25 protein-coding genes are annotated in these 26,060 nt (G+C 73.5%); 10 read left to right on the plus strand and 15 right to left on the minus strand.

Annotated features, from left to right (window positions below; all coding sequences use genetic code 11):
- Positions 1 to 78 precede the first annotated feature (78 nt).
- From gap to Q1K26_RS28260, 5 genes are all read left to right on the plus strand, one after another.
- Entirely contained in the window at positions 79 to 1,092 is a 1,014-nt protein-coding gene (gene gap / locus Q1K26_RS28240) for a type I glyceraldehyde-3-phosphate dehydrogenase (protein ID WP_300019566.1), read from the plus strand.
- A 10-nt stretch (positions 1,093 to 1,102) separates the two neighbouring features.
- Positions 1,103 to 2,308, plus strand: coding sequence for a phosphoglycerate kinase (locus Q1K26_RS28245; protein ID WP_300019568.1), 1,206 nt, complete (start codon positions 1,103 to 1,105; stop codon positions 2,306 to 2,308).
- On the plus strand, positions 2,309 to 3,097 hold the full coding sequence (tpiA, locus tag Q1K26_RS28250; RefSeq protein ID WP_300019570.1) for a triose-phosphate isomerase: 789 nt from the start codon (positions 2,309 to 2,311) through the stop codon (positions 3,095 to 3,097).
- 82 nt (positions 3,098 to 3,179) lie between these two features.
- On the plus strand, positions 3,180 to 3,416 hold the full coding sequence (gene secG / locus Q1K26_RS28255; RefSeq protein ID WP_300019572.1) for a preprotein translocase subunit SecG: 237 nt from the start codon (positions 3,180 to 3,182) through the stop codon (positions 3,414 to 3,416).
- 8 nt (positions 3,417 to 3,424) lie between these two features.
- Entirely contained in the window at positions 3,425 to 3,766 is a 342-nt protein-coding gene (locus tag Q1K26_RS28260) for an RNA polymerase-binding protein RbpA (protein WP_300019660.1), read from the plus strand.
- An 18-nt stretch (positions 3,767 to 3,784) separates the two neighbouring features.
- Here Q1K26_RS28260 and Q1K26_RS28265 read toward each other — a convergent pair whose 3' ends face one another.
- Together Q1K26_RS28265 and Q1K26_RS28270 are read right to left on the minus strand one after the other, a co-directional pair.
- Complete coding sequence (locus Q1K26_RS28265) at positions 3,785 to 4,354, minus strand: hypothetical protein (RefSeq protein WP_300019574.1); 570 nt, start codon at positions 4,352 to 4,354, stop codon at positions 3,785 to 3,787.
- On the minus strand, positions 4,351 to 4,833 hold the full coding sequence (locus Q1K26_RS28270; RefSeq protein WP_300019576.1) for a glutathione peroxidase: 483 nt from the start codon (positions 4,831 to 4,833) through the stop codon (positions 4,351 to 4,353). Before Q1K26_RS28270 ends, Q1K26_RS28265 begins: the two co-directional genes overlap by 4 nt.
- A 34-nt stretch (positions 4,834 to 4,867) precedes the next feature.
- Between Q1K26_RS28270 and Q1K26_RS28275 the strand changes: the two genes are divergently transcribed.
- Together Q1K26_RS28275 and Q1K26_RS28280 are read left to right on the plus strand one after the other, a co-directional pair.
- Positions 4,868 to 6,130 carry a TrpB-like pyridoxal phosphate-dependent enzyme gene (locus Q1K26_RS28275; RefSeq protein WP_300019578.1) on the plus strand — a complete coding sequence of 421 codons (1,263 nt, stop codon included), beginning with the start codon at positions 4,868 to 4,870 and terminating at the stop codon, positions 6,128 to 6,130.
- 76 nt (positions 6,131 to 6,206) lie between these two features.
- Entirely contained in the window at positions 6,207 to 7,199 is a 993-nt protein-coding gene (locus Q1K26_RS28280) for an ABC transporter substrate-binding protein (RefSeq protein ID WP_300019580.1), read from the plus strand.
- A gap of 146 nt (positions 7,200 to 7,345) precedes the next feature.
- Here Q1K26_RS28280 and Q1K26_RS28285 read toward each other — a convergent pair whose 3' ends face one another.
- The 7 genes from Q1K26_RS28285 to tkt all read right to left on the minus strand — a co-directional run bounded on the left by Q1K26_RS28285 (position 7,346) and on the right by tkt (position 15,672).
- The gene (locus Q1K26_RS28285; RefSeq protein ID WP_300019582.1) at positions 7,346 to 7,723 is read right to left on the minus strand and encodes a hypothetical protein; all 378 of its coding nucleotides are present in this window, start codon (positions 7,721 to 7,723) and stop codon (positions 7,346 to 7,348) included.
- A gap of 63 nt (positions 7,724 to 7,786) precedes the next feature.
- On the minus strand, positions 7,787 to 8,566 hold the full coding sequence (gene pgl, locus Q1K26_RS28290) for a 6-phosphogluconolactonase (RefSeq protein ID WP_300019584.1): 780 nt from the start codon (positions 8,564 to 8,566) through the stop codon (positions 7,787 to 7,789).
- Positions 8,566 to 9,528: a glucose-6-phosphate dehydrogenase assembly protein OpcA gene (gene opcA / locus Q1K26_RS28295; protein WP_300019586.1), complete on the minus strand. Its 963-nt coding sequence runs from the start codon at positions 9,526 to 9,528 to the stop codon at positions 8,566 to 8,568. Before opcA ends, pgl begins: the two co-directional genes overlap by 1 nt.
- Before the next feature lie 31 nt (positions 9,529 to 9,559).
- Positions 9,560 to 11,107: a glucose-6-phosphate dehydrogenase gene (gene zwf / locus Q1K26_RS28300; RefSeq protein WP_300019588.1), complete on the minus strand. Its 1,548-nt coding sequence runs from the start codon at positions 11,105 to 11,107 to the stop codon at positions 9,560 to 9,562.
- 19 nt (positions 11,108 to 11,126) lie between these two features.
- Positions 11,127 to 12,341 (minus strand): hypothetical protein, encoded by a 1,215-nt coding sequence (locus Q1K26_RS28305; protein WP_300019590.1) that lies wholly within the window; start codon positions 12,339 to 12,341, stop codon positions 11,127 to 11,129.
- Positions 12,342 to 12,442: 101 nt separating this feature from the next.
- Positions 12,443 to 13,552 (minus strand): transaldolase, encoded by a 1,110-nt coding sequence (tal, locus tag Q1K26_RS28310; protein WP_300019592.1) that lies wholly within the window; start codon positions 13,550 to 13,552, stop codon positions 12,443 to 12,445.
- Positions 13,553 to 13,563: 11 nt separating this feature from the next.
- Positions 13,564 to 15,672 (minus strand): transketolase, encoded by a 2,109-nt coding sequence (tkt, locus tag Q1K26_RS28315; protein ID WP_300019594.1) that lies wholly within the window; start codon positions 15,670 to 15,672, stop codon positions 13,564 to 13,566.
- Between the two features lie 292 nt (positions 15,673 to 15,964).
- Here tkt and Q1K26_RS28320 point away from each other — a divergent pair, with 292 nt between their 5' ends.
- On the plus strand, positions 15,965 to 16,864 hold the full coding sequence (locus Q1K26_RS28320) for a heme o synthase (protein ID WP_300019662.1): 900 nt from the start codon (positions 15,965 to 15,967) through the stop codon (positions 16,862 to 16,864).
- Positions 16,865 to 16,947: 83 nt separating this feature from the next.
- Here the strand turns inward: Q1K26_RS28320 and Q1K26_RS28325 are convergent, their stop codons facing one another.
- From Q1K26_RS28325 to mptB, 6 genes are all read right to left on the minus strand, one after another.
- Positions 16,948 to 17,919, minus strand: coding sequence for a quinone oxidoreductase (locus Q1K26_RS28325; RefSeq protein ID WP_300019596.1), 972 nt, complete (start codon positions 17,917 to 17,919; stop codon positions 16,948 to 16,950).
- 91 nt (positions 17,920 to 18,010) lie between these two features.
- Positions 18,011 to 18,961: a COX15/CtaA family protein gene (locus Q1K26_RS28330; RefSeq protein ID WP_300019598.1), complete on the minus strand. Its 951-nt coding sequence runs from the start codon at positions 18,959 to 18,961 to the stop codon at positions 18,011 to 18,013.
- A 251-nt stretch (positions 18,962 to 19,212) separates the two neighbouring features.
- On the minus strand, positions 19,213 to 20,130 hold the full coding sequence (locus Q1K26_RS28335) for a hypothetical protein (RefSeq protein WP_300019600.1): 918 nt from the start codon (positions 20,128 to 20,130) through the stop codon (positions 19,213 to 19,215).
- 197 nt (positions 20,131 to 20,327) lie between these two features.
- Positions 20,328 to 21,128: an ABC transporter permease gene (locus Q1K26_RS28340; protein ID WP_300019602.1), complete on the minus strand. Its 801-nt coding sequence runs from the start codon at positions 21,126 to 21,128 to the stop codon at positions 20,328 to 20,330.
- Positions 21,129 to 21,201: 73 nt separating this feature from the next.
- Complete coding sequence (locus Q1K26_RS28345; RefSeq protein WP_300019604.1) at positions 21,202 to 22,122, minus strand: ABC transporter ATP-binding protein; 921 nt, start codon at positions 22,120 to 22,122, stop codon at positions 21,202 to 21,204.
- A gap of 11 nt (positions 22,123 to 22,133) precedes the next feature.
- Positions 22,134 to 23,735 (minus strand): polyprenol phosphomannose-dependent alpha 1,6 mannosyltransferase MptB, encoded by a 1,602-nt coding sequence (mptB, locus tag Q1K26_RS28350; RefSeq protein WP_300019606.1) that lies wholly within the window; start codon positions 23,733 to 23,735, stop codon positions 22,134 to 22,136.
- Between the two features lie 28 nt (positions 23,736 to 23,763).
- On the opposite strand from mptB, the gene Q1K26_RS28355 reads away from it, so the two are divergent.
- Positions 23,764 to 24,606: an ArsR family transcriptional regulator gene (locus Q1K26_RS28355; RefSeq protein ID WP_300019664.1), complete on the plus strand. Its 843-nt coding sequence runs from the start codon at positions 23,764 to 23,766 to the stop codon at positions 24,604 to 24,606.
- The gene (gene sufB, locus Q1K26_RS28360) at positions 24,603 to 26,033 is read left to right on the plus strand and encodes a Fe-S cluster assembly protein SufB (protein WP_300019608.1); all 1,431 of its coding nucleotides are present in this window, start codon (positions 24,603 to 24,605) and stop codon (positions 26,031 to 26,033) included. The genes Q1K26_RS28355 and sufB overlap by 4 nt, the downstream gene beginning before the upstream one ends.
- Positions 26,034 to 26,060: the final 27 nt, after the last annotated feature.

A 26,060-nucleotide genomic window follows, 5' to 3' on the forward strand; every position in this document is an offset into this window, starting at 1 on the left:
CTCGCCACTGCCCCCGCGGGTGAGGGCCGCCGGACGCTAGGGTCGGACCCGACAGCACGGACGATCGAGGAGGCTGGCGTGGCGGTGCGCGTAGGCGTGAACGGGTTCGGACGGATCGGGCGCAACTTCTGGCGAGCGGTCGATGCACAGAGCCGCGCGGGCGAGACCGACATCGAGATCGTGGCGGTGAACGACATCACCGACAACGCCACGCTGGCGCACCTGCTCAAGTACGACTCGATCCTCGGCCGCCTCCCGTACGAGGTGTCCTCCACCGACGAGGAGATCCTCGTCGACGGCAAGGGCTTCAAGGGCCTCGCCGTGCGCGACCCCGCCGAGCTGCCCTGGAAGGACCTCGGCGTCGACGTCGTGGTCGAGTCCACCGGCCTGTTCACCAAGCGCGAGGCCGCGGCCAAGCACCTGGACGCGGGGGCGAAGAAGGTCGTCATCTCCGCGCCGGCCACCGGCGAGGACCTGACCATGGTCAAGGGCGTCAACGACGGCGACTACGACGGCAGCCAGACGATCATCTCGAACGCCTCCTGCACCACCAACTGCCTGGCGCCGATGGCGAAGGTGCTCGACGACCTCGTGGGCATCGAGAAGGGTCTGATGACCACGATCCACGCCTACACCCAGGACCAGAACCTGCAGGACGGCCCGCACAAGGACCTGCGCCGCGCCCGCGCCGCCGCGCTGAACATCGTGCCGACCTCCACCGGCGCCGCCAAGGCCATCTCGCTGGTCATGCCGCACCTCAAGGGCAGGCTCGACGGCTACGCGCTGCGCGTGCCGATCCCCACCGGCTCGGCCACCGACCTGACCGCCACCGTCGGTCGCGAGACCACCGCCGAGGAGGTCAACGCCGCGATGAAGGCCGCGGCCGAGGGCCCGCTGAAGGGTGTGCTGCTCTACACCGAGGCCCCGATCGTCTCCTCCGACATCGTCACCGACCCGCACTCCTGCATCTTCGACGCCGGCCTCACCAAGGTCATCGGCAACCAGGTCAAGATCGTCGGCTGGTACGACAACGAGTGGGGATACTCCAACCGGCTCGTCGACATCACCGCACTCGTCGCCTCGAAGCTCTGAGGACGCCCGGGTGAAGACACTCGACGACCTCATCGACGAGGGCGTCGAGGGCCGCGTGGTCCTCGTGCGCTCCGACCTCAACGTCCCCCTCGACGACGCGGGCGAGATCACCGACGACGGGCGGATCCGGGCCTCGGCCCCCACGATCTCCGAGCTGTCCGGGGCCGGTGCGATGGTCATCATCGTGGCGCACCTCGGGCGGCCGAAGGGCGAGCCGGACCCGGCCCTGTCCCTCGCCCCGGCCGCGGCCCGGCTGGGCGAGCTGCTGGGCGCGCCGGTGCGGCTGATCGGCCAGAAGCACTGGGACGCCGGGCGCGGCGACCTCGGCATGGCGGCGGGTGACGTCGTCATGCTGGAGAACATCCGCTTCGACCCGCGCGAGACGTCGAAGGACGACGACGAGCGGGCCGCGCTGGCCGACGAGCTCGTCGCCCTCACCGACGCCGGTGACCATCCTCTGGGGGGCGCCTTCGTCTCCGACGGCTTCGGCGTCGTGCACCGCAAGCAGGCCTCGGTCTACGACGTGGCACGCGACCTGCCGGGCTACGCGGGCGGGCTGGTGCTCTCGGAGGTGGAGGTGCTCCGGACGCTCACCGAGTCGCCGAAGCGGCCCTACGCCGTGGTGCTCGGCGGATCCAAGGTCTCCGACAAGCTCGCCGTGATCGAGGCGCTGCTGCCGAAGGTGGACGCGCTGCTCGTCGGCGGCGGGATGTGCTTCACCTTCCTCGCCGCCCAGGGCTACGGCGTCGGCGACTCCCTGCTCGAGCGCGAGCAGATCGGCACCTGCCGCACGCTGCTGGAGTCGGGGAAGATCCTGCTGCCCACCGACGTCGTGGTGGCCGACGACTTCTCCGCCGACGCGAACACGCGGACGGTGGCCGCCGACGCGATCCCTGAGGGCTGGAAGGGCCTCGACATCGGCCCCGGGTCCGTGGCGGCGTTCGCCGAGGTGCTCTCCGGGGCGGCCACGGTGTTCTGGAACGGCCCGATGGGCGTGTTCGAGCTGGCCCCGTTCGCGGAGGGCACCCGGGGCGTGGCGCAGGCGATCGTCGACGGCTCGGCGTTCTCCGTCGTCGGCGGCGGTGACTCGGCCGCCGCGGTGCGGGCCCTGGGCCTGCCCGAGGACGGCTTCTCCCACATCTCGACCGGCGGCGGCGCGTCGCTGGAGTACCTGGAGGGCAAGCCCCTCCCCGGCATCGCCGTTCTGGAGCAGTAGATGGCCACGCGAAAGCCGCTCATCGCCGGCAACTGGAAGATGAACCTGCACCACCTCGAGGCCATAGCGCTGGTGCAGAAGCTGGCGTTCGCCCTGCCGGAGAAGTACTACGACAAGGTCGAGGTGGCGGTGCTCCCGCCGTTCACCCACATCCGCTCGATCCAGACGATGATCGACGGTGACCAGCTGCTGGTGGTGCACGGCGCGCAGGACCTGTCCCCGCACGACTCCGGCGCCTACACCGGTGACGTGTCCGGGGTGATGCTCGCCAAGCTCGGCTGCCGCTACGTGGTGGTCGGGCACTCGGAGCGCCGGGAGATCCACGGCGAGGACGACGCCGCCGTCAACGCGAAGGTGCGCGCCGCGTACCGGCACGGGATCACTCCGATCCTGTGCGTCGGTGAGGGCCTGGACGTGCGTGAGGCGGGCGAGCACGTCACCCACACCACGGGCCAGCTCACCGGCGCGCTGCAGCAGGTCGACGCCGAGCAGGCGGCCGGCCTGGTGGTCGCCTACGAGCCGGTGTGGGCCATCGGCACCGGCCGGGTGGCGGGCGCCGCCGACGCGCAGGAGGTGTGCGCCGCGCTGCGCGGGACCCTGTCGTCGCTGTACGGCGCCGAGGTCGCCGCGGGCGTGCGGGTGCTCTACGGCGGCTCGGTGAAGGCCAAGAACGTCGGCGAGATCGTGGCGCAGGCCGACGTCGACGGCGCGCTGGTGGGCGGGGCCAGCCTGGACGCCGACGAGTTCGCGCAGCTGTGCGCGATCGCCGCGGGTGGCCCGCTGCCCTGAGTCCGGCCGGTCGGGGCTGCCGGGTACCCTCGGTGGTGCCGTTCACACGGCGCCACCGAAGACGTCTGCGGAGAAGGATCGGATGAGGCTCGCCCTACAGATCGTGCTGATCGTGTCCAGCATCCTGCTGGTCACGTTCATCCTCTTCCAGCGCGGCAAGGGCGGAGGTCTGTCCAGCCTGTTCGGTGGCGGCGTGCAGTCGAGCCTGTCCGGCTCGACCATGGCGGACAAGAACATCCAGCGGATGACGCTGTTCACCGGCGTGATCTGGCTGATCGCGATCATCGGTGTCGGTCTGCTCATCAAGGTGGGGGTCTAGACATGGCCATGTCCGGCGGCAACGCCATCCGCGGCACCCGCGTGGGTGCCGGACCGATGGGCGAGTCCGAGCGCGGGGAGACCGCGGCCCGCGAGCACGTCCCGTACTACTGCGCCAACGGGCACGTCACCACTCCGTCGTTCGCGTCCGAGGCCGACATCCCCGAGTCGTGGGACTGCCCGCGCTGCGGGCTGCCCGCCGGCCGCGACGGCCAGAACCCGCCCGCAGCGCCGCGCACCGAGCCGTACAAGACCCACCTCGCTTACGTCAAGGAACGCCGCAGCGACGCCGACGGCGCCGCGATCCTCGACGAGGCACTGAACCGGCTGCGCGCCTCCCGCGAGCTCTGAGCCGAGCCGCACCACGGCTCAGCCGGCCTCCGCGAGCTGCTCGCCGAACGCCGCCGTGAGCCGTTCGGGTGTGGTGCCGACCGGCACCTCCGCGGCCGCGACGGTCAGCATCGTGTCCGCCCGGTCCCGCGCGGCGAACACCCCGCCGCCGGGGAAGCGGCAGACGAACCCGTCGGTCCCCACGGGCTCGCGCGACCCCGCGGCACAGGCCTGCGCCAGGGTCTCCAACCTCGGGACGTCGGGGGCCGGGACGTCGGGGGCCGGGACGTCCGGCGCCGGGACGTCCGGTGCCGCGGTGGCCTGATCGGCACCGGCCGGTGCTGCCGGGAGCACCTCCACCGACACGAAGCCGTCGCCGGCGTCGGGGTCGGGGTCGTACACGCAGCGGGTGTCGCTCGCGGTGGTCGCGTCCGCGGTCCAGCTCAGGCCGGTGGCGGCGGCGAGCGCGGCCACGTCGAGGACGCACGCCGCGGGCGGGACGACCGGCTCCGGCGCGGGTGCCGCCGCCTGCTCCGGTGCGGGCGCCACCGTGCACCCGGTCCACACCGCGGCCCCGAGCACGAGCGCGGCCCCGACGCCACGCCTCACCGGGGAAGCGCGGCCTCGACCGCGCCGACCACCGCGGCGGAGGTGGGCTCGGTGCGCGGCCGGAACCGGCGCAGCACCGTGCCCCCGGCGCCCACGAGGAACTTCTCGAAGTTCCACGCCACGTCGCCCGCCGCGCCGTCGTCGTCGGGGGCGGCGGTCAGCGCCGTGTAGAGCGGGTGCCGGCCCGGGCCGTTGACCTCGACCTTCTCGGTCAGCGGGAACGACACCCCGTACCCGGTGGCGCAGAACGTGGCGATCTCCTCGGGGGAGCCGGGCTCCTGCCCGCCGAACTGGTCGCACGGCACACCGAGCACCGTGAAACCGCGGTCGCCGTAGCGCTCCTGCAGCTCCTCGAGCCCGGCGTACTGCGGAGTGAGCCCGCAGCGGGAGGCGACGTTGACGACGAGCACCGCGGCCCCGGCGGGCAGGGTGAGCGGGGAACCGTCGAGAGCGGCGACCGGGGCGTCGAACAGGACCATGTGCCGCACCCTACGGGCGCGATACAGTCCGCCGATGACGCGGTGGACGCTCCCTCCTGACAAGATTCCCGGCGCCTGGTTCAACGTGGTGCCACACCTGTCGGCCCCTCCGCAGCCGCCGCTGCACCCGGGGACCCGCGAGCCGGTCGGCCCCGACGACCTGGCGCCGCTGTTCCCGATGGCGCTGATCGGCCAGGAGGTGAGCGCCGAGCCGTGGATCGACGTGCCCGGCGAGGTGCTCGACATCCTGCGGCTGTGGCGGCCCACCCCCCTGGTCCGCGCGACCCGGCTGGAGAAGGCGCTCGGCACGCCCGCGCGGATCTACTTCAAGGACGAGTCGATCTCGCCGTCGGGCAGCCACAAGACCAACACCGCGGTGCCGCAGGCCTTCTACAACGCCCAGGAGGGCATCACCTGCCTGACCACGGAGACCGGCGCGGGCCAGTGGGGCACGGCGTTGGCCTTCGCTACCGCGCAGTTCGACCTGGACCTCAAGGTGTACATGGTCCGCGCCTCCTACGAGCAGAAGCCCTACCGGCGCATCGCGATCGAGACCTGGGGCGGCGAGGTCGTGGCGTCCCCGGTCGACGACCCGGGGCATCCGGGCTCGCTGGGTTCGGCCATCTCCGACGCCGTGCGCGACTGCGCAGGCCGCGCCGACACCCACTACTCGTTGGGGTCGGTGCTCAACCACGTGCTGCTGCACCAGACCGTCATCGGACTCGAGGCGCGCGAGCAGCTGGAGCTGGCGGGCGAGCGGCTGCCCGACGTCGTCATCGCGCCCTGCGGCGGCGGGTCCAACCTGGGCGGTATCGCGTTCCCGTTCGTGCCCGACGCCGGGGTGCGGCTGCTCGCCGTCGAGCCGCTGTCGTGCCCCACGCTGACCCAGGGCGAGTTCGGCTACGACTTCGGCGACGTGCAGGGCCTCACCCCGCTGCTGCCGATGTACAGCCTGGGTCGGGAGTTCGTGCCGCCGTCGATCCACGCGGGCGGGCTGCGCTACCACGGCGACTCCCCGCTGATCTCCCAGCTCGTGCGCGACGGGCGGATGGAGGCGGTGGCGTACCCGCAGGGCAAGGTGTTCGAGGCCGCGATCCAGTTCGCCCGTACCGAGGGCAAGATCCCCGCCCCGGAGTGCGCGCACGGCATCCGCGCCGCGATCGACGAGGCGCTGGCCGCCAAGGAGACCGGGGAGGAGAAGGTCATCCTGTTCAACTACTGCGGCCACGGCTTCCTCGACCTCTCCGCCTACGACGACCACAACAACGGCCGGCTGCCCGAGGAGCAGGGCTCGTAGGCCGGACCGCAGGACATCCGGACCTCCCGGGAACCGGTCGGGTCTGACGCGTCGCCAGCTCCTCGCGGGATCGTCCGTGCTCGCCGTCGCGCCGCTGCTCGCGGCGTGCGGGCGCGACGCGCAGCGGGCCGGGCCCCCGCCGGCGGTGCCGGCGGAGGTGTTCCCCATGGCGGTCGACCACAAGTACGGGACGGCGACGATCCCGGCACCGCCGGTGCGCGTGGTCACGGTCGGTCTCACCGATCACGAGGCCGCCATCGCCGTCGGCGTCGTCCCCGTCGGGGTGACGGCGTGGTACGGCGACGCGCCGGGGCAGATCTTCCCGTGGGCGAGCGAGGCGTTCGGGGACAACGAGCTCCCGACGGTGCTCTCCGCGACCGAGCTCGAGGTGGAGCAGATCGCCGCGCTCGAGCCGGACCTCATCATCGGCCAGTACACGGGGCTCACCGAGGAGCAGTACGGCCTGCTCACCCGGATCGCACCCACCGTCGCCCAGCCCGCCGACTTCCCGGACTACGCCGCCCCGTGGGACGTGATGGCGACCACCATCGGCACCGTTCTGGGGCGGGCCGAGCAGATGCAGGGGGTCGTCGACGACGTCTCGGCCCGGATCGACGCCGCAGCGGCCGCGCACCCTGAGTTCGCGGGCAAGCAGGCGGTCGTCGCCCTACCCTACGAGGGCATGTACGTGCTCGGGCCCGAGGACCCGAAGACGGATCTGCTGCTCCGGCTCGGGTTCGACTACCCCGAGGAGGTCTTCCCCTACACCGAGGGCCGCGAGGCCGGCACGCAGTTCTCGGGCGAGTCGGTCCCCGACCTCGACGAGCTCGATCTCGTCATGTGGCTCAGCCTCGACGGCACGCAGACCGAGGAGGTCTTCGAGACGACCGACGTCGCGGCCGAGGGGCGGTTCCTGAGCATCGAGGAGGAGGACGGGTCGCTATACGGGGTGGCGATCAACTACTACACCCCGCTCAGCATCCCCTACGTCCTCGACCGTCTCGTCCCGCAGCTGGCCGCGGCGATCGACGGCGACCCGGCCACCCGCGTGCCGGTGGCCGTCGACTGATCTTCGCGCCCCGCCCCGCCCCGCCCCGCCCGGCCCGGAACCTCGGGCGGGCGGTGCAGAAGGCGTCGTCGGACGTCCGCGCGTCCGGCGGGCATGCGACGCGGCGTCCCGGACCGCGCTCCGCGGCCCCGCGCAGCCGGGTCCCGTCAACCGGTGGGCGGCTCGGAGACCGTGTCGAGGAGGGCGCGCGGCCCGGTGGTCGTCGCGCCCACCGCGCGCACCCGGACACGCAGACCACGGTCGGCCGTGACCACGACGACGCCGGTCCCGCCCAGCTCCACCGCGCGTTCGACGATCGCGGCGTCGCCGTCGGCGGGGGCGCGGACCACGGTCAGCCCGGGATGCGAGGGCAGGTCCGTGGCCCGGGCCGCGGCTCCCTCCAGCACCAGGTGGACATGTGGGTGCGCACCGGGCCCGTCGAGTGCGTCCACGAGGCGCTGCGCCAGCCGGCGGGCGGCCCCCGGCCGGTCGCGCCACCAGCCGTCCGGGCGCGACCCGACGACGTTGGCCCCGTCGACCACCACGTGATCGACGGAAGCGGGCCCCGAGCTGCACATGCGCGGTTCAGGTCCCGATCGTGGCGATCATCAGCCGATGGCCGGCACCAGGTCGCGCGGCAGCTTCGAGGCCGCGGCGCGGTCGAGCAGCCAGCGGGTGCGCCGCCTGCCCTGCGCGCCGGCCACCGGGATCGCCACCTCGCCCGCCCCGGACAGCGCCATCGACACCGCCGCCGCCTTGGCCGCGCCGGTCGTCACGATCCACACCTCGGCTGCCCGCCGGATCGCCGGCAACGTGAGCGTCACCCGCGTGGGCGGCGGCTTCGGGCAGCCGTGCACGGCCACGACCGGGCGCTCGGTCTCGTACACCGCGGGCGAGTGCGGGAACACCGACGCCGTGTGGCCCTCGCCGCCCATGCCGAGCAGCAGGATGTCGAACGACGGCACCGGTCCGTGGTCCTCGGGCCGGGCCGCCCGCGCCAGGATCGTCGCGTAGTCCTCCGCGGCGGCCTCGGCCCCGGACGGACCGGTCCCGGTGTCGGCGCCCATCGGGAACACCCGCGCCGGGTCGACCCGCACGTGGTCGAGCAGCGCCTCGCGGGCCTGGGTCTCGTTGCGCTCCGGGTCGCCGGGGGGCAGGAAGCGCTCGTCGCCCCAGTAGAACTCCACGTGCGACCAGTCGACGGCGTCGCGCGCGGTGCTGCCGCGGATGTGCTCCAGCATCGCGATGCCGACGCCACCCCCGGTCAGCACGAGCTTCGGGACGTTGCCCGCCGCCTGCAGGTCGACGAGCCGGGTGACCAGCCGCGCCGCGGCCGCGGCCGCGAGCACGGTGGGGTTCGCGTGGACGGCGATGTCGGCGGCCACCATCACGCACCTGCCATGGCGGGCACCCGGACCGGGGTGCGGCCCCGGGTGACCTGGGAGACGCCCGCGAGCGCGGCGCCGTATATCTCGTCCGGGTCGAGCCGTCGCAGCTCCTCGGCCAGGCAGTCGCGGACCTCCCGGCGGGCCAGCGCGACGAGCCGGTCGGGCTGTCCGGGCTGGCGCAGGTTGCCGACCCTCCCGTCCGGGCGCGTCAGCTCCACCGGGCCGGACGGCCGTTCCAGGACCACCGAGACCAGGCCGGGGCCGCTCGCGGCGGGGGAGCGCTTGACCTTCACCCCGAGCCGCGAGACCAGCCAGCCGGCGATCAGGTCGGTGGACGGGGAGACCGTCTCGCCCGCCACCACGGCCGAGGTGACGTCCTCGTGCGGTGGCGCGTCGAGCGCGGTGGCCAGCAGCGCGCGCCACGAGGTCAGGCGGGTCCAGGTGAGGTCGGTGTCGCCCGCGACGTGCCGGGCTCGGCGCTGCTCGAACGCCTTGACCGGGTTGCGCGCCGCCAGCGCGTCGGTGATCCGGCGCTGAGCCAGCCGCCCCACGGCGTCCTCCGACGGCACGGCCGGTGCCTCGTCCGGCCACCACGCGACGACCGGTGCGTCGGGCAGCAGCAGCGGGGTGACCATCCCGGCACCGGCGTCGGCCGCGGCGAGCGGGCCGTATCCGCGCAGCACGATCACCTCGCTGGCCCCGGCGTCGCCGCCGACGCGGATCTGCGCGTCGAGCCGCGGCGCGGCCTTGCGCTGGCCGCGGGCCAGCACGATCACCCGGCACGGGTGCTCGCGGCTGGCGGAGTTGGCGGCCTCGATGGCGCTCTCGATCGCGGAGCCGTCGTCGGTGATGATCACCAGGGTGAGCACGCGGCCCAGTGCCTGCACCCCGCCGTCCTCGCGCAGCTCGACGAGCTTGCGGTTGACCGCGGAGGTGGTGGACGAGGGCAGGTCGACGATCACGGCCCCACGCCTTTCGTTGTCACGAGCCCGTTCATGGTCTTCTCCAGGTGCGTCCGGTGCGGGCGAGCATGGCGTCGGCGGACTCCGGTCCCCACGAGCCGGCCGGGTACGGATCGGGGCCGGTCTCGGCGGCGTGCCAGTGCTCGATGACCGGGTCGAGGATCTCCCAGGACCGCTCGACCTCCTCGTTCACCGGGAACAGTGACGGCTCGCCCAGCAGCACGTCGAGGATCAGCCGCTCGTAGGCCTCGGGGGAGGCCTCGGTGAACGCGGTGCCGTAGCCGAAGTCCATGGTGACGTCGCGGACCTCCATGGTGGAGCCGGGTACCTTCGAGCCGAACCGCATCGTGACGCCCTCGTCGGGCTGCACCCGCACGACGAACGCGTTCTGGCCGAGCTCCTCGGTCATCGTCGCGTCGAAGGGCAGGTGCGGCGCCCGCTTGAAGATCACCGCGATCTCGGTGACGCGGCGCCCGAGGCGCTTGCCGGTGCGCAGGTAGAACGGCACGCCCGCCCAGCGCCGGGTGTCGATCTCGCAGGTGATCGCGGCATAGGTCTCGGTGCCCGACTCCGGGTCGAAGCCCTCCTCCTCGGTCAGCCCGAGCACCTTCTCCCCGCCCTGCCAGCCACCGGTGTACTGGCCGCGGGCGGTGGTCTCCGACAGCGGCCGGACCAACCTGGTGGCCTTGAGCACCTTGGTCTTCTCCGCGCGCAGCTCGTCGGAGGAGAACGACGTGGGCTCCTCCATCGCGATGAACGCCAGCAGCTGCAGCAGGTGGTTCTGGATCACGTCGCGGGCCGCGCCGATGCCGTCGTAGTAGCCGGCGCGCCCGCCCAGCCCGATGTCCTCGGCCATGGTGATCTGCACGTGGTCGACGTAGTGGGAGTTCCAGATCGGCTCGAACAGCTGGTTGGCGAAGCGCAGCGCCAGGATGTTCTGGACCGTCTCCTTGCCGAGGTAGTGGTCGATGCGGAACACCGAGTCCTCGGGGAACACGTCGTTGACGATCTCGTTGAGCTCCTTCGCCGACGCCAGGTCGTGGCCGAACGGCTTCTCGATGACGACGCGGCGCCACTGGTCGAGCCCCTCCTGCCGGGCCAGGCCGGAGCGGGAGAGCTGCTTGCACACCACCGGGAACGCGTCCGGGGGGATCGACAGGTAGAACGCGTGGTTGCCGCCGGTGCCGCGCTCGGCGTCCAGCTCGCGGACGGTGTCCTCCAGGCGGTCGAACGCGTCGTCGTCGTCGAAGCTGCCCTGGACGAACCGGAACCCCTCGGCGAGCCGGTCCCACACGGCCTGCCGGAACGGGGTGCGGGCGTGCGTCCTGACCGCCTCGAGGACGACGTCGCCGAAGTCCTGCGCGGCCCAGTCGCGGCGGGCGAAGCCGGTGAGGGCGAAGCCCGGGGGCAGCAGCCCGCGGTTGGCGAGGTCGTAGATGGCGGGCATCAGCTTCTTGCGCGAGAGGTCGCCGGTGACCCCGAAGATCACCAGGCCGCACGGGCCCGCGATGCGCGGGAGCCGCTTGTCCCGCGGGTCACGCAGCGGGTTGGTCCAGGCCGCGCCCGGATGGGCCGTCATCGCGTCTCCAGTCTCGTCTCTAGAGTTCCTGCACGGCGCGGGCGAGCGTGACCAGGCCGGTGAGCCGGTCCCGCAGGTGCAGCCGCAGCCCGTCGGGCCCGGGCCCGGGCGGTGCGGGACCATCCTGGAGCACGTCCCCGACGAGCTGCACGGCGAGGCCACCGGGTGGGGGACGGCCCGGCGCCCAGGTGAACGTGACCGGGCGCCGCGCGCGCCGGGCCAGCTCCCCGCGCAGCACGGCGGCCGAGGCGTCGGACTCGCGGTCGAGGTGCGCGTGCAGCGCGACCGGGCCGGGACGGGAGTCGAGCAGCGCCGCGAGCGCCCCGGCGACGGTGGTCACCCCGGCCGGGAGCCCGGCCGCGTGCACGTCCACGTCGCCGTCACGGAACGCGAGCGGCGGCACCTCGGTCGGCGGCTCCTCGGGCGCGGTCGGGTCCGTGCCGCGCAGGTACCCGGCCACGGCCACCGCGCGCTGGAACAGGTGCAGCCGCCCGGTCGGGTTGCCGCCGATGCGGACGTCCGCCTCGCCGTCGTCGACGTCGATCGTGAGCCGGTCGCCCGCCCGCCGCAGCCCGCCGCCGGAGCGCGCGAGCGTGCGGATCAGCTCGACCAGCACGTCCTCGACACCCAGGGTGTCGGTGATCGTGACGGACTCGGCGGCGGCCAGCAGCGCCCCCAGCACGAGAGCGTGGTTGGCCGGGTCGTCGGCGTCGTAGGACTGCTCGGCGTTGCCCAGCAGCATCCGGACGTCGGCGCCGGCGATCCCGCCGGGCACCAGCGAGTAGGGGGTGAACGCCGTCCAGACGTCGTGGACGTCGGGCGGTCCCTCGATCACGGTGAGCGCGTCGGGGGCGGGCTGCCCGGGCGGGACGACCGCGACGGTGCGCGAGCGCGGGTCGATCCCGTCGGCGCGCAGCGCGCGCTGCACGGCGGCGGTCACGGCGTCGATCCCGCGCCGGTCGACGCCGGGCGGCACCGCGACGACCAGCGCCGTCGCCTCCAGATCGCCGGCCAGCACGTCGGCCACCCGGGCGGCGTCGGGGGTGTCGAGGACGGTCAGGCGCGGTTCCCCGGGCACCAGCGCAGCGGCGTTGTACCCCACGGCGCCCGCGGTGACGGCGACCGTGCGGCGGGCGCCGGCGTCACACAGCTCGGAGTGCAGGGCGTTCACGTGCCCGCCCAGCGGCCGGGCCAGCCGGCGCGCGTCCAGCCAGCCCGGCCGGGCGTGCGGCACCCGGCCGGCGGCGAGCCGCGAGGCGACCCGCTCGTCGACCAGGCGCCGCAGGACCGCCGGGGGCGGCGGCTCCTCGGTCGTGAGGGTGACCGGCCAGGTGATCAGCGGGCGCCGTCCAGCTGCCCCTGGACGGTCTCGCCCAGCTCGTCCCAGGACGTCGCGAACTTGTCGACGCCCTCGTCCTCCAGCGCCAGGAACATGTCGGTGAGGTCGACGCCCACGCGCTCCAGGGCGTCGAACACCTCCTGGGCCTGCGCGGCCGTGCCGGTGACCCGGTCGCCGTGCACCTCGCCGTGGTCGGCGAAGGCCTGCATCGTCTTCTCCGGCATCGTGTTGACGGTATCGGCGACGACGAGCTCGGTGACGTAGAGGGTGTCGGGGTAGTCGGGGTTCTTGACCCCCGTGGACGCCCACAGCGGCCGCTGCGGCTGCGCGCCCGCCTGGGCCAGGTTGTCCCAGCGCCCGCCGACGAAGGTCTCCTGGAACGCGGCGTACGCGAGCCGCGAGTTCGCGACCCCGGCCTTCCCGCGCAGCGCCAGCGCCTCGTCGGTGCCGATCGCCTCCAGTCGCTTGTCGATCTCGGTGTCGACGCGGGAGACGAAGAAGCTGGCGACCGAGGCGATGCGGGCGATCTCCTGCCCGTTCGCCGAGGCCTGCTCCAGCCCGTCGAGGTAGGCCGCCATGACCGCCCGGTACCGCTCGACGGAGAAGATCAGGGTGACGTTCACCGAGATGCCCTCGGCGAGCGCCCGCGTGATCGCGGGCAGGCCCTGCTCCGTGGCCGGGATCTTGACCAGCAGGTTGGGCCGGTCGACGGCCTTCCACAGGTCGACCGCCTGCGCGACGGTGGCGTCGGTGTCGCGGGCCAGGCCGGGGTCGACCTCGAGCGAGACCCGCCCGTCGACGCCGCCGGTGGACTCCCAGGTGCCGCTGAACACGTCGCAGGCCTGCTGCACGTCGGCGACGGTGATCTCGCGGACGGCGTCGGCGACCGACGCGCCGCGCGCGGCGAGCTCGCGGACCTGCTCGTCGTAGGCCTCGCCGTCGGCCAGCGCACCCGCGAAGATCGTGGGGTTGGTGGTGACGCCGACCACGTGCGACTCGGTGATCAGCTCCTGCAGGTTGCCGCTGCGCAGGCGCTCGCGGGACAGGTCGTCGAGCCAGATGGATACGCCCGCGTCGGCGAGCTGTCCCAGTCGTTCGTTGCTCATGGAACTCCTCCTCAGGAGACTGCGTCCGTCGATGTCGCGGCGAGGCTGCGCCGGGCGGCGTCCACGACGGCCTCGGTGGTGAAACCGAACTCGCGGAACAGCACGTCGGCCTCCGCGCTCGCGCCGTAGTGCTCGATGGAGACGATCTCGCCCGCGTCGCCGGCGAAGCGGTACCAGGACTGCGCGACGCCCGCCTCGACCGTGACCCGCGCCTTCACGGCCCTCGGGATCACCGACTCGCGGTAGGCCTCGTCCTGCTCGTCGAACCACTCGACGCACGGCATCGACACCACACGGGTGGCAACGCCGGAGTCCTCCAGGACCTTCCGCGCCTCCACGGCGAGCGCGACCTCCGAGCCGGTGGCGACGATCACCAGCTGCGGGGTGCCCGAGGACGCCTCGGCGAGCACGTAGCCGCCCTTCGCGACGCCGTCGACCGACGTGCCCGCGAGCGTCGGCAGGTTCTGCCGCGACAGCGCCAGGCCGGCCGGGCCCTCGGGCCGCTCCAGGATCGCCTTCCACGCCGACGCCGTCTCGTTCGCGTCGGCGGGGCGCACCACGGACAGGCCCGGGATGGCACGCAGCGCCGAGAGCTGCTCGATCGGCTGGTGGGTCGGCCCGTCGCCGCCCAGGCCGATCGAGTCGTGCGTCCAGACGTAGATGCCCGCGCACTTCATCAGCGCGCCCAGGCGCACGGCGGGGCGCATGTAGTCGGAGAAGATGAGGAACGTGCCGCCGTAGGGGCGGGTCGGCCCGTGCAGCGAGATGCCGTTGAGGATCGCGCCCATCGCGTGCTCGCGCACGCCGAAGTGCAGGGTGCGGCCGTAGGGCCGGGCGTTCCACATCGTCGTGGCGATCGACTCCGGTCCGAACGAGTCGGCGCCCTCCATCGTGGTGTTGTTGCTCTCCGCGAGGTCGGCCGAGCCGCCCCACAGCTCGGGCAGCACGTCGGCCAGCGCCTTGAGCACCTCGCCGGAGGCCTTGCGGGTGGCGAGGCCCTTCGCGTCGACGTCCCAGGTCGGCAGCGCCTTCTCCCAGCCGTCGGGCAGCGTGCGACCCAGCATCCGGTCGAGCAGCGCCCTGCGGTCGGGCTCGCGCCGCGCCCACGCGTCGAACCGCGTGGTCCAGTCCGCGTGGTCCGCCTTCCCGCGGTCGACCAGCGCCCGGGTGTGGGCGAGCACGTCGGCGTCGACCTGGAAGGTCTGCTCCGGGTCCATCCCGAGGATCCTCTTGACCTCGGCGACCTCGTCCTCACCGAGCGCGGAGCCGTGCGCCTTGCCGGTGTTCATCTTCGTGGGCGCCGGGAAGCCGATGATCGTGCGCAGCAGGATGAACGAGGGCCGCGAGGTCTCGGCCCTGGCCGCCTCCAGCGCGTCGAGGATGCCGGTGACGTTCTCCCCGCCCTCGACGACCTGCACGTGCCAGCCGTAGGCCTCGTAGCGCTTCGCGACGTCCTCGGACAGCGCGATGTCGGTGTCGTCCTCGATGGAGATCTTGTTGTCGTCGTAGACCACCGTGAGGTTGCCGAGTTGCTGGTGCCCGGCCAGGGAGGACGCCTCGGCGGTGACGCCCTCCTGGATGTCGCCGTCGGAGGCGATGACGTAGATCTGGTGGTCGAACGGGCTCTCGCCGGGCGCGGCGTCCGGGTCGAACAGGCCGCGCTCGCGGCGCGCGCCCATCGCCATGCCCACGGCCGAGGCGAGCCCCTGGCCCAGCGGGCCGGTGGTGATCTCCACGCCCGGGGTGTGGCGGTGCTCGGGGTGCCCGGGCGTGGCCGAGCCCCACTGGCGCAGGTTCTCGATGTCGTCGATCTCCAGGCCCCAGCCGCCCAGGAACAGCTGCAGGTACAGCGTCAGGCTGGAGTGCCCGCAGGAGAGCACGAAGCGGTCGCGGCCGATCCAGTCCGGGTCGGCCGGGTCGTGCCGCATGACCTTCTGGAACAGGCCGTACGCCAGCGGGGCCAGGCTCATCGCGGTGCCGGGGTGACCGGAACCGGCCTTCTGCACGGCGTCCGCCGCGAGCACCCGGACGGTGTCGACGGCCCGGCGGTCGAGATCGCTCCAGTCCGCGGGCCACGAGCCCCGGGTCAGGCGGGTGACTTCGGCATCGGACACGGGCACGGCGGCTCCCTGGATGGTCGGTGTTCCGGTACGGGCGGTGCTGATGGGTCTGTACTGCTCACGGGGGCGCTACGCCACGACGCGTCCCGGCCAGCCTAGCCACGTCGGGCGGGCGCGTGCGATGTCCGCGTGCACCGCTCACCCGCGGTCTACCCGGCGGCCCCCTCCGCCATGCCTGAAGCTAGGATCGACGCGCTGTAGAAGACCCGCCCCACCACATCGCGGATCGAGGTAGCCGGTGAGTGTGTCGCCCCCCGAGGTCGGTACGGCGCCCACCCGGTGGCGCGCCGGGCTGGACCGGGCCCGGGACACCGTGTCGGCGTACCTCGGCCTCACCAAGACGCGCATCATCGAGCAGTTGCTCGTGGTCACCGTGCCGGCGATGTTCCTCGCGCAACGCGGGATCCCGTCGGTCGGGCTGATCGTGGCCACGCTGCTCGGCGGCGCGCTCGCCGCGGCCAGCGCGCACGCCCTCAACTGCGTCGTCGACGCCGACATCGACAAGCTCATGAAGCGCACCGCGCGCCGCCCGCTGGCCAAGGGGCAGGTGCCGCCGCGCAACGCGCTCATCTTCGGGCTCGCGCTGGGCGTGTTCAGCTCGGTGTGGCTCGGGCTCACCACCAACTGGCTGGCCGCCGCCCTCTCGGTCGCCGCGATCGCGTTCTACGTGCTCGTCTACACGCTGCTGCTCAAGCGCCGCACGTCCCAGAACATCGTGTGGGGCGGGGCCGCGGGCTGCATGCCCGTCGTCATCGGCTGGGCGGCGGTCACCGGCACCGTGGAGTGGCCCGCACTGGTCATGTTCGCGGTCATCTTCTTCTGGACGCCCCCGCACTTCTGGGCCCTGGCCATGCGCTACCGCGACGACTACGCGGCCGCGGGTGTCCCGATGCTCCCCGTGGTGGCCACACCGGTGCAGGTGTCGCGCCGGATCGTCGCCTACTCGTGGATCATGATCGGGGTCACGCTGCTGCTGCTGCCGGTCACGTCGTGGATCTACGCGGCGGTCGCGGCCCTGCTGGGCGCCTGGTTCGTGTTCGCCGCGCACCGCATGCACCACGGGATCGTCGCGGGCCACGAGGTCACGCCGATGAAGCTGTTCCACCTGTCGAACATCTACCTCTGCGGCCTGTTCGCCGCCATCGCCGTGGACGCCGCCATCGGCCTGCCGGTCCTGGGCCTGCCCCTCTAGGGACCGCGACCCGACGGGTGGGACTCCCGTAGGACCCACCGCGACGGTCGCCCCACCCGTCGCGGTCCGCCACCGACCCGGCCTCAGGGCAGCAGCAGCAGCTTTCCCGTCGTGCGGCGGGACTGCAGGTCCTCGTGGGCGGTCCGGGCCTCGGCGAGCGGGTAGCGGTGCCCGATGCGCACGTCGAGCGTGCCGTCGGCGACCGCGCCGTACACCGCCGCGGCCCGCGCCGTCAGCTCCTCGGGCGAGGCGACGTGGTCGAACAGCTTGGGGCGGGTGAGATACGTCGACCCGGCCTGGTTGAGCCGCTGCGGGTCGACCGGGGGCACCGGGCCGCTCGCGGCGCCGAACAGGACGAGCATCCCGCGCGTGCGCAGCGACGCGAGGCTGGCGTCGAACGTGGTCCTTCCCACGCTGTCGTAGGCCACGGCCACGCCGGTCCCGCCGGTCAGGTCGCGGACCGCTGCGGCGAGGTCCTCGACCTCGGTGTAGTCGACGACGTCCGCGGCCCCCGCCCCGCGGGCGAGGTCCCCCTTCTCCGCGGTTGACACCGTGGCGATCACGCGCGCCCCGCGGGCCGTGGCGAGCTGGGTGAGCAGCAGCCCCACCCCGCCCGCCGCCGCGTGCACGAGCACGTCGTCGCCCTCGCGCACGGGGTAGGTGTCGGTGACGAGGAAGTGGGCGGTCATGCCCTGCAGCAGCGCGCCGACGGCCGTCTCGTCCGCGACGGCGTCGGGCACCGGCACGGCCTTCGCCGCGGGCACCGCCACGAGCTCGGCGTAGCTGCCGAGCTGCTCGCACCAGGCGACCCGGTCGCCCGCGGCGTACGCGGTGACGCCCTCGCCCACCGCCCGGACCCGGCCGGCACCCTCCATCCCGGGCACGCAGGGCAGGGTCATCGGGTAGATGCCCTCGCGCTGGTAGGTGTCGATGAAGTTCACGCCGGCCGCGGCGACCTCCACCAGCAGCTCGCCCGGCCCCGGGGTGGGGTCGGCGAGCTCGGTCGGGGTCAGGACGTCGGGGCCACCGCTCTCGGTGATCTGGATCGCGCGCACGGCTCGATCATGCCCGGGTGGGGTGCGAGGGGGCAACGAACGGCACGTCCGTCCACTCCCGGCGTACGAGCGGGGCGGGGCGGCAGCCCGGTCAGTGCGCGGGGACGGCGGGCGCCGCGGCGGGGGCGGGGTCGGTGACGGCCCCCCGCTCGACCGTGCCGAACCACAGCGCCGCCGCGGCCGCGGTGACCAGCCCGGCGCCGAGCACGTGCAGCACGACGAGGACCTCGGGGACACCGAGCACGTACTGGACGCTCCCGAGCAGTCCCTGCGCGAGCACCACGGCGAGCAGCACCCGGAACCGGCGCTCCAGCACGGCGGGCGCCGCCACGGCCCGCAGCGCGAACCCGATGCCGACCAGCAGGCCGAGGTAGCCGAACAGCAGCTCGGTGTGCAGCTGGGCGGTGGCCTCGACACCCAGGCCCAGTCGCGGGGTCGCGGCGTCCCCGGCGTGCGGTCCGGCGGCCGTCACCAGCGTGCCCGCGACGAGCAGGGCGGCGAGCACGCCGGAGCTCACGGCGACCAGCCCGCGCACCGACCCGGGGACCAGCGGTCGCGCCCGCCCCGCCCCCTCCCGGGCCGCCCCGACGAGCGCCACCGACAGCCACACCAGCACCGCGGAGGCCATCAAGTGCAGCGACACCCCGCCCCAGGCGAGGTCGGTGAGCACCGTGAACCCGCCGATGAGCGCCTGGACGACGATACCGACCGGCATCACCGCCGCCAGCACCGTGAGCCTGCGGCGTCGCGGCCGGGTGCCCAGCGCGGCGAGCAGCACCATCCCCGCGATCGCGACCAGCACGAACGTCAGCAGCCGGTTCCCGAACTCCACCCACTGGTGCAGCGGCGCCACGTCGGCGTGCGAGACGGGGACCATGCTGCCGGGGAAGCACTGCGGGAACTCCGGGCAGCCCAGCCCCGACCCGGTCACCCGCACCGTCACCCCGGTGACCATGATCCCGATCTGTGCCACGAGGTTCGCCACGGCCAGCCGCCGCATCGTGGTCGCGGAGGTGACGGGAAGCCGGTCGAGAACACTCACGACCCGATCATAAGGCGCCGCCGCACACCCCGGTCGCGCCCGCCGCCCCCGCCCCGTCGCACGAGTTCCGGCCGCTCGCACAGGCTGTGCGGTCTGCGAGGGGCTGCGTGGTGTGCGAGGGGCTGCGTGGTGTGCGAGAGCGATGCGCTGAGGTCGCGTCGGTTCCCGACCGTCGCAGCCGGTGTGGGCTCTCGCAGGGGATGCAGCGCCTGCGAGGTGCCGGAATCTGTGCGACCGCGCTCGCGCGGCGGTCACGCTGCGCGGAAGGTGCGGCGTAGGCGGGTCGCGGTCGGGGTGAACGGGTCCAGGTCGGTCCAGCCCCAGCGCACGGCGCCCAGTCCCTCGTCGCGCATCGCGTCCTCGCGGCGCTTCTCCGCGTAGACGATGTCGCCTGCCGTTCGCCCCGGCGGCACCAGCCGTCCGTACTTCTCCCGGCCGTCGAACTCGCCGAACGTGCGGTACTGCGGCCACCCGAAGTCGGTGCGGCCGAGCAGGAGCCCGCCGGCCGTGCGCACCTCCCACTGGAGGATCGGCGCCGGGATGCCCGCGTGCAGCATGGCGACCCGGCTGCGTGACTCCCCGACGCTCTCGCTGCCCCAGCGGGCGAAGGCCAGCGCGCGGCGGGCCGCCGGGACCCCGGGACGGCCGTGGGCCGCGGCGAGCGCGACGTCCAGCTCCTCGCGCGTGACGACCTGCCTCCACATCGCCGCGTCCGCGACCACCACCGCCTGCTCGAACCCGACGTGGCGGCCCACGTCGACCAGCGTGCGGGCCACCGAGGTGACGGTGATCCCGTCGACGGTCACGAGCTCCCACGGGTCCAGCGGTGCGGCGTGGACGTGCAGGTCATCGGTGACGCGCGCGCCCGACCGCCGGCTGCGGGTCATCTGCACCCTCCGCAGCGGGTCGCCCCACACCGGGAACCCGTACAGCACGGCGGCCGACAGGTGGCTGACGACGGCGTCGGGCGACACCTGCCGGACCGCCACCCGGACCTGCGCGGCGTGCCGGTCCTCGGGCCGCTCCGGCAGGGCCCCGGCCGCGGCGTAGGCCCCGCGCCGCAGTGTGATCAGCTCCCCGCGGCGCTTCCGGCCGCGGATCTCCCCGTCGTCGAAGCCGTGGGCGAGCAGCTCGCGGCGCGTGACCAGCCGCGCGTGGTCGATGTCCATGCGCACACGGTGCAGCGAGGCGTGCGGGCCGCGCAGGCGAACGCCGCAACATGTGGACAACCGGGCCCGCTCGCACAGGCTCCGGTCGCTCGCAGCCTCCCCGTCCTCTGCGAGGACCCGGAACGTCTGCGAGGACCCGGAACGTCTGCGACGGCCCCGAACCTGTGCGACGGCCCCGAACCTGTGCGACCGGGTGCTCAGCGCAGGCGGACCAGGCGGGTGGCCAGTACGGCTGCGGCCGCGGACCAGGCCGCCAGGACGAGGAGGGGTGCGACGCCGGGGAACGTGCCGTCGGCCAGCGCCGTGCGCAGGCCCTCGGCCAGCGCGCCGGAGGGCAGGTAGCCGGTGACCACGGCCAGCGGGCCGGGCAGCTGGTCGGCCGGGATCACGATGCCGCCGGCCAGCAGGAGCACGAACCACACCACGTTGGCGACGGCCAGCGTCACCTCCGCGCGCAGGGTCCCGCCCAGCAGGATCCCGAGCGCCCCGAACGCGGCGCAGCCCAGCAGCACCACCAGCAGCGCCCAGCCCAGCCCCGCCGCGGCCGGGCGCCACCCCAGCACCGCGGCCACGGCGCCGAGCACCACGACCTGGATCGCGACGACCGCCAGCACCGCCACCAGCCGCCCGGCCACGAGCAGCCAGCGGGGGAGCGCGGTGGCGGCGAGGCGGCGGATCACGCCGTAGCGACGGTCGAAGCCGAACGCGATCGCCTGCCCGGTGAACGCCGTGGACATCACGGCGAGCGCGAGCACCCCCGGTGCCACGGCGGCGACCCGCGGCTCGGGCAGCGGCACGATCGCCAGCAGCGTCAGCCCGACCAGCAGCACCAGCGGGATGAGCAGGGTGAGCAGCACCTGCTCGCCGTTGCGCAGGGCCAGGCGCAGTTCGGTGCCGGCCTGCGCGGCCAGCATCCGGCCCGGCGCGCCGGGCCCGGGGCGCGGGGTGAACGTGCCCGGCGCGAACCGCTCACCGGGCGACGCCGTCGACGAGGTCACGGTGCCTCCACCGGGGTGAGCGGGCCGGGGGTGTCCCCGGGCGGCGCGGGAACCGGTGCGGGTCGGCGGCCGGTCATGCCCGCAGCTCCCGCCCGGTCAGCTCCAGGAACACGTCCTCCAGGCTGCGCCGCGCCACCTGCACGTCGTCGGCGAGCGCGCCCTGCTCCGCGCACCACGTGGTGATCACCGACAGCACCGACGGGTTGATCCGGCCCTGCACGAGGTAGCGGCCCGAGATCGTCTCCGCGGCGCCGTAGCCCGACGGAAGCGCGGCGCGCAGACCGTCGAGGTCCATGCCGGTCCGGGCGCGGAACCGCAGCTCCTGCTGCTCTCCGGCGGTGAGCGCGGCGGGGGTGCCGCGGGCGACGACCCGGCCGTGGTCGACGATCACGACCTGGTCGGCCAGCGACTCGGCCTCCTCCATCAGGTGCGTGGTGAGCAGCACCGACACGCCGTCGCGGCGCAGCGCGGAGATCAGGTCCCAGACCAGGCGGCGGCCCTGCGGGTCCATCCCGGCGGTCGGCTCGTCGAGGAACACCAGCTCCGGGCGGCCGACCACGGCGCACGCCAGCGAGAGCCGCTGCTGCTGGCCGCCGGAGAGGCGCTTGTACGGGGTGCGCCCGCAGGCGTCGAGGCCCAGCACACCCGACAGCCAGCCGACGTCGAGCGGGTGGGCGGAGCACGCCGCCACCACCCGCAGCATCTCCGCGGCGTGCACGCCCGGGTAGGCGCCGCCACCCTGCGGCATGACCCCGATGCGGGCGCGCAGGGAGTCGGGGGCCCCGGCCGGGTCGACGCCGAGCACGCGGACCTCGCCCGCGTCGGCCCCGACGTTGCCCTCGCACACCTCGACGGTGGTGGTCTTCCCGGCGCCGTTGGGACCGAGCAGGGCGAGCACCGACGCCGCGGGCAGGTCGAGATCGAGGCCGTCGACGGCGGTGACGGCGCCGTAACGCTTCACCAGGCCGCGGACGCGGACGGCGGGGGTGCTCACGGAAGAGGAGTCTATGCGGGGGTCGTTCCGTCCCCCGACGGGCGACCCGCCGGGACCCGCCCGGGCCACACGTCGACGTCGACGCCGGCCCGCCCGACCAGGCTGCGGCGCACCACGAGCAGCGCCAGCGCCAGCACCAGGATGCCCGCGGTGATCGCCATGGGGAGCTGGTAGGCCCGGAAGTTGAAGTCGGCCCCGGTGGGCGGCACGACGACCGCGAGCACCGCGGAGATGGCGAGGACGGCACGCCGGCAGCGCGGCATGGCCCGGGTGGCGGCCAGCGGGATCACCGCCCACAGCAGGTACCAGGGGTGCACGATCGGGCTGAGCATGACGACCGCGCCCATCCCCGCCGCCATCCCGGTGATGGCGTCGACCCGCCCGCGCAGCACCGCGAGCATCAGCCAGGCGGCGATCAGCGCGGCCGTGACGAGCCCGAGCGTGCGGGTGAGCGACAGGACGGTGTCGGTGTGGTCGCCCAGACCGCCGACGATGCCGAGCTGGCCGCCGAGCAGCCCGAAGTCGGTGGAGACCGACAGCCAGCTGCGGATCAGGCTCGGCGCGTCGAGCGCGCTGAGCCAGGCGATCCCCAGACCGGTGCCGTAGCCGAAGATCGCGTAGACGACCGCGGCGATGGCCGTGAACACCGTGGTCGCCACCGCGACGTCGCGCACCCGGCCCCCGCGCCTGCGCGCCCACTCGATGCCGAGGAAGCCCAGCGCCAGCAGCGCGGGCAGCTTCACCGCCGAGGCCAGCGTGATGACCACCCCGGCCGCGAGGAAGTGGGGATCCCACCAGCGTGGCCCGGCCCGCAGGCCCAGCTCGAAGCCCACGAGCATCAGACCGACCATCAGCGATTCGTTGTGCATGCCGCTGACCAGGTGGAACAACACCAGGGGATTGGCCACGCCCAGCCACATCGCGAGCCCGACGTCGAGCCCGCAGCGCCGCGCGAGCTTCGGCAGCACCCACACGATCAGCGCGACGCCCACGAGGGCGAGCGCGCGGTGCGCGAACACGCCGAAGACGATGTCGTTGCCGGTGAGCGCGGTGATGCCCCGCCCGAGCACCAGGAAGAACGGGCCGTACGGGGCGCCGGTGTCACGCCAGATCGTGGGGATGGAGGAGACCAGCGGGTCGTCGACGCCGAACGCCTCCGCGGGCCCGAGCGAGTAGGGGTCGAGCCCGCGGGCGAGCGTGGCGCTCTGCGCGAGGTAGCTGTAGACGTCGCGGGAGAACAGCGGCGGTGCCAGCGCCAGCGGGATCGCCCACAGGACCGCCGTGCGCGCCAGCTGCGACGGGGTGGGCGCGGGGGCCACCGCTCCGTTGGGGCGGAGCATCTTGCCGATCCACAGCCAGGCCAGCACGACCATGCCGATGCCCGCGTAGGTGATCGCGATGGCGAGGGTGGCGTTGCGGCTGGGCAGGGACAGCACCCGGATGCCGAACAGGGGGTTGGGGACGGGCAGCGCGCCCGACCCGAGCGCGCCCCCGGCCATGAGCAGCGCACCGGTGAGCCCGAGCAGCCGCGCGGTGCGGCTGGGATCGCGCGACACACCGGGCCGGGGCGGGACCCCGTCCACGATCGTGTCGTCCACCCCCGGTGCGGCCATGTGAGGAGCCTATCGAGGGGCCGCGATGGTGAAGCGCCTCACCCGAACGGCAGGCGGTTTTGCCGTCTGCGGCGATATAGGCAACACTGGCGTTGTGAAAAGCACCGGAGCACCCGTCGTCGGGGCCATCGGTGTGCCGTCCCAGGCGGGGGGGCCCACCGACGGCCGTACCCGCGAGGCGGTGGCGCGCCTGCTCATGGAGCAGGGGCCGGTCACCGCCGCCCAGGTCGCCGCCGCACTGGAGCTCTCCTCGCCCGCCGTGCGCCGTCACCTCGACGCGCTCATCGCCGACGGGGAGGCGGAGGTCCGCCAGGCCTCGCGCCGTGGCCCGCGCGGTCGCGGGCGTCCGGCCCGGCAGTACCTGCTCACCGACTCCGGGCGGGCCCGCTTCGGCCACGGCTACGACGACCTCGCGGTGGCCGCGTTGCGCTACCTCGCCCAGCACGGCGGGCCGGACGCGATCGCCGGGTTCGCCCAGAGCCGCGTCGAGGAACTGCTCGGCGACGGGGTCGCGCAGATCGAGGCGGCCCACGGAGCCGACGCCCGCACCGAGGCACTGGCCACGGTGCTCACCGCACGCGGCTACGCGGCCCAGGCGCGCGACGCCGGGCTGGGCGTGCAGCTGTGCCAGCACCACTGCCCGGTGGCCCACGTGGCGGCCGAGTTCCCGGCCCTGTGCGAGGCTGAGACCCACGCCTTCGCCGAGCTGCTGGGCACCCACGTGCAGCGCCTGGCCACCATCGCTCGCGGCGACTCCGCGTGCACCACACACGTTCCCCTGGATCTTCCTGTCCGGCGGGGCGCCACCACCACGACCACTTCGGGGTTCCGCCCCGAGGCAACGATCCCGAGAGGGAGGCAGCCCGAATGACGACCGCTCCTGAGGCACCGCTCACGCAGGAGGAGACGCTCGCGACGCTCGGCCGCTACGACTTCGGTTGGGCGGACCCGGACACCGCGGGTGCCACCGCCCGGCGCGGCCTCTCGGCCGACGTCGTCGCCGACATCTCGCGGCTCAAGAGCGAGCCGCAGTGGATGCTCGACTTCCGGCTCAAGGCCCTGGGCATGTTCGACAAGAAGCCCATGCCGCGCTGGGGCTCCGACCTGTCCGGCATCGACTTCGACAACATCAAGTACTTCGTGCGCTCGTCGGAGAAGCAGGCGGCCACCTGGGACGACCTGCCCGCCGACATCAAGAACACCTACGACAAGCTGGGCATCCCGGAGGCCGAGAAGGCCCGCCTGGTGTCGGGTGTGGCGGCGCAGTACGAGTCCGAGGTCGTCTACCACTCGATCCGCGAGGACCTCGAGGAGCAGGGGGTGATCTTCCTCGACACCGACACGGCGCTCAAGGAGCACCCCGAGATGTTCGAGGAGTACTTCGGCTCGGTCATCCCGTCGGGGGACAACAAGTTCTCCGCGCTGAACTCGGCCGTGTGGTCGGGCGGGTCGTTCATCTACGTGCCGCCGGGCGTGCACGTCGACATCCCGCTGCAGGCCTACTTCCGGATCAACACCGAGAACATGGGCCAGTTCGAGCGCACGCTGATCATCGTCGACGAGGGCGCCTACGTGCACTACGTCGAGGGCTGCACGGCACCGATCTACTCCTCCGACTCGCTGCACTCGGCGGTCGTGGAGATCATCGTGAAGAAGGGCGGCCGCTGCCGCTACACGACGATCCAGAACTGGTCGAACAACGTCTACAACCTGGTCACCAAGCGGGCCAAGGCCGAGGCGGGCGCCACCATGGAGTGGGTCGACGGCAACCTCGGCTCCAAGGTCACCATGAAGTACCCGGCCGTCATGCTGATGGGCGAGTACGCCAAGGGCGAGGTGCTGTCCATCGCCTTCGCCGGCGAGGGCCAGCACCAGGACGCCGGCGCGAAGATGACGCACCTGGCGCCGCACACGTCCTCGACGATCATCTCCAAGTCGGTGGCCCGGGGCGGCGGTCGCACCTCCTACCGCGGGCTCGTGCGGGTCAACCCGAACGCGCACCACTCGCGGTCCACGGTGAAGTGCGACGCGCTGCTGGTCGACACGATCAGCCGGTCCGACACCTACCCCTACGTCGACGTCCGCAACGACGACGTCTCGATGGGGCACGAGGCCACCGTGTCCAAGGTGAGCGAGGACCAGCTGTTCTACCTGATGAGCCGCGGGCTCACCGAGGACGAGGCCATGGCCATGGTCGTGCGCGGGTTCGTCGAGCCCATCGCGCGCGAGCTGCCCATGGAGTACGCACTGGAACTCAACCGGCTCATCGAGCTGCAGATGGAGGGTTCGGTCGGATGACCGAAGTTGCAGGGCTGGCCCCCGAGC

This window comes from Pseudonocardia sp., from assembly GCF_029263155.1.
Taxonomy (GTDB): Bacteria; Actinomycetota; Actinomycetes; order Mycobacteriales; family Pseudonocardiaceae; genus Pseudonocardia.

Bases quoted from the DNA above. Each gene is read 5' to 3' on its own strand.
- tal (WP_300019592.1), bottom strand. From the start codon at position 13,552: ATGAGCAACGAACGACTGGGACAGCTCGCCGACGCGGGCGTATCCATC.
- zwf (WP_300019588.1), bottom strand. From the start codon at position 11,107: ATGACGGCCCATCCGGGCGCGGCCTGGACCAACCCGCTGCGTGACCCG.
- Q1K26_RS28270 (WP_300019576.1), bottom strand. From the start codon at position 4,833: ATGGTCCTGTTCGACGCCCCGGTCGCCGCTCTCGACGGTTCCCCGCTC.
- mptB (WP_300019606.1), bottom strand. From the start codon at position 23,735: ATGGCCGCACCGGGGGTGGACGACACGATCGTGGACGGGGTCCCGCCC.
- tpiA (WP_300019570.1), top strand. From the start codon at position 2,309: ATGGCCACGCGAAAGCCGCTCATCGCCGGCAACTGGAAGATGAACCTG.
- Q1K26_RS28335 (WP_300019600.1), bottom strand. From the start codon at position 20,130: ATGGACATCGACCACGCGCGGCTGGTCACGCGCCGCGAGCTGCTCGCC.
- Q1K26_RS28260 (WP_300019660.1), top strand. From the start codon at position 3,425: ATGTCCGGCGGCAACGCCATCCGCGGCACCCGCGTGGGTGCCGGACCG.
- Q1K26_RS28275 (WP_300019578.1), top strand. From the start codon at position 4,868: ATGACGCGGTGGACGCTCCCTCCTGACAAGATTCCCGGCGCCTGGTTC.
- pgl (WP_300019584.1), bottom strand. From the start codon at position 8,566: ATGGTGGCCGCCGACATCGCCGTCCACGCGAACCCCACCGTGCTCGCG.
- secG (WP_300019572.1), top strand. From the start codon at position 3,180: ATGAGGCTCGCCCTACAGATCGTGCTGATCGTGTCCAGCATCCTGCTG.
- sufB (WP_300019608.1), top strand. From the start codon at position 24,603: ATGACGACCGCTCCTGAGGCACCGCTCACGCAGGAGGAGACGCTCGCG.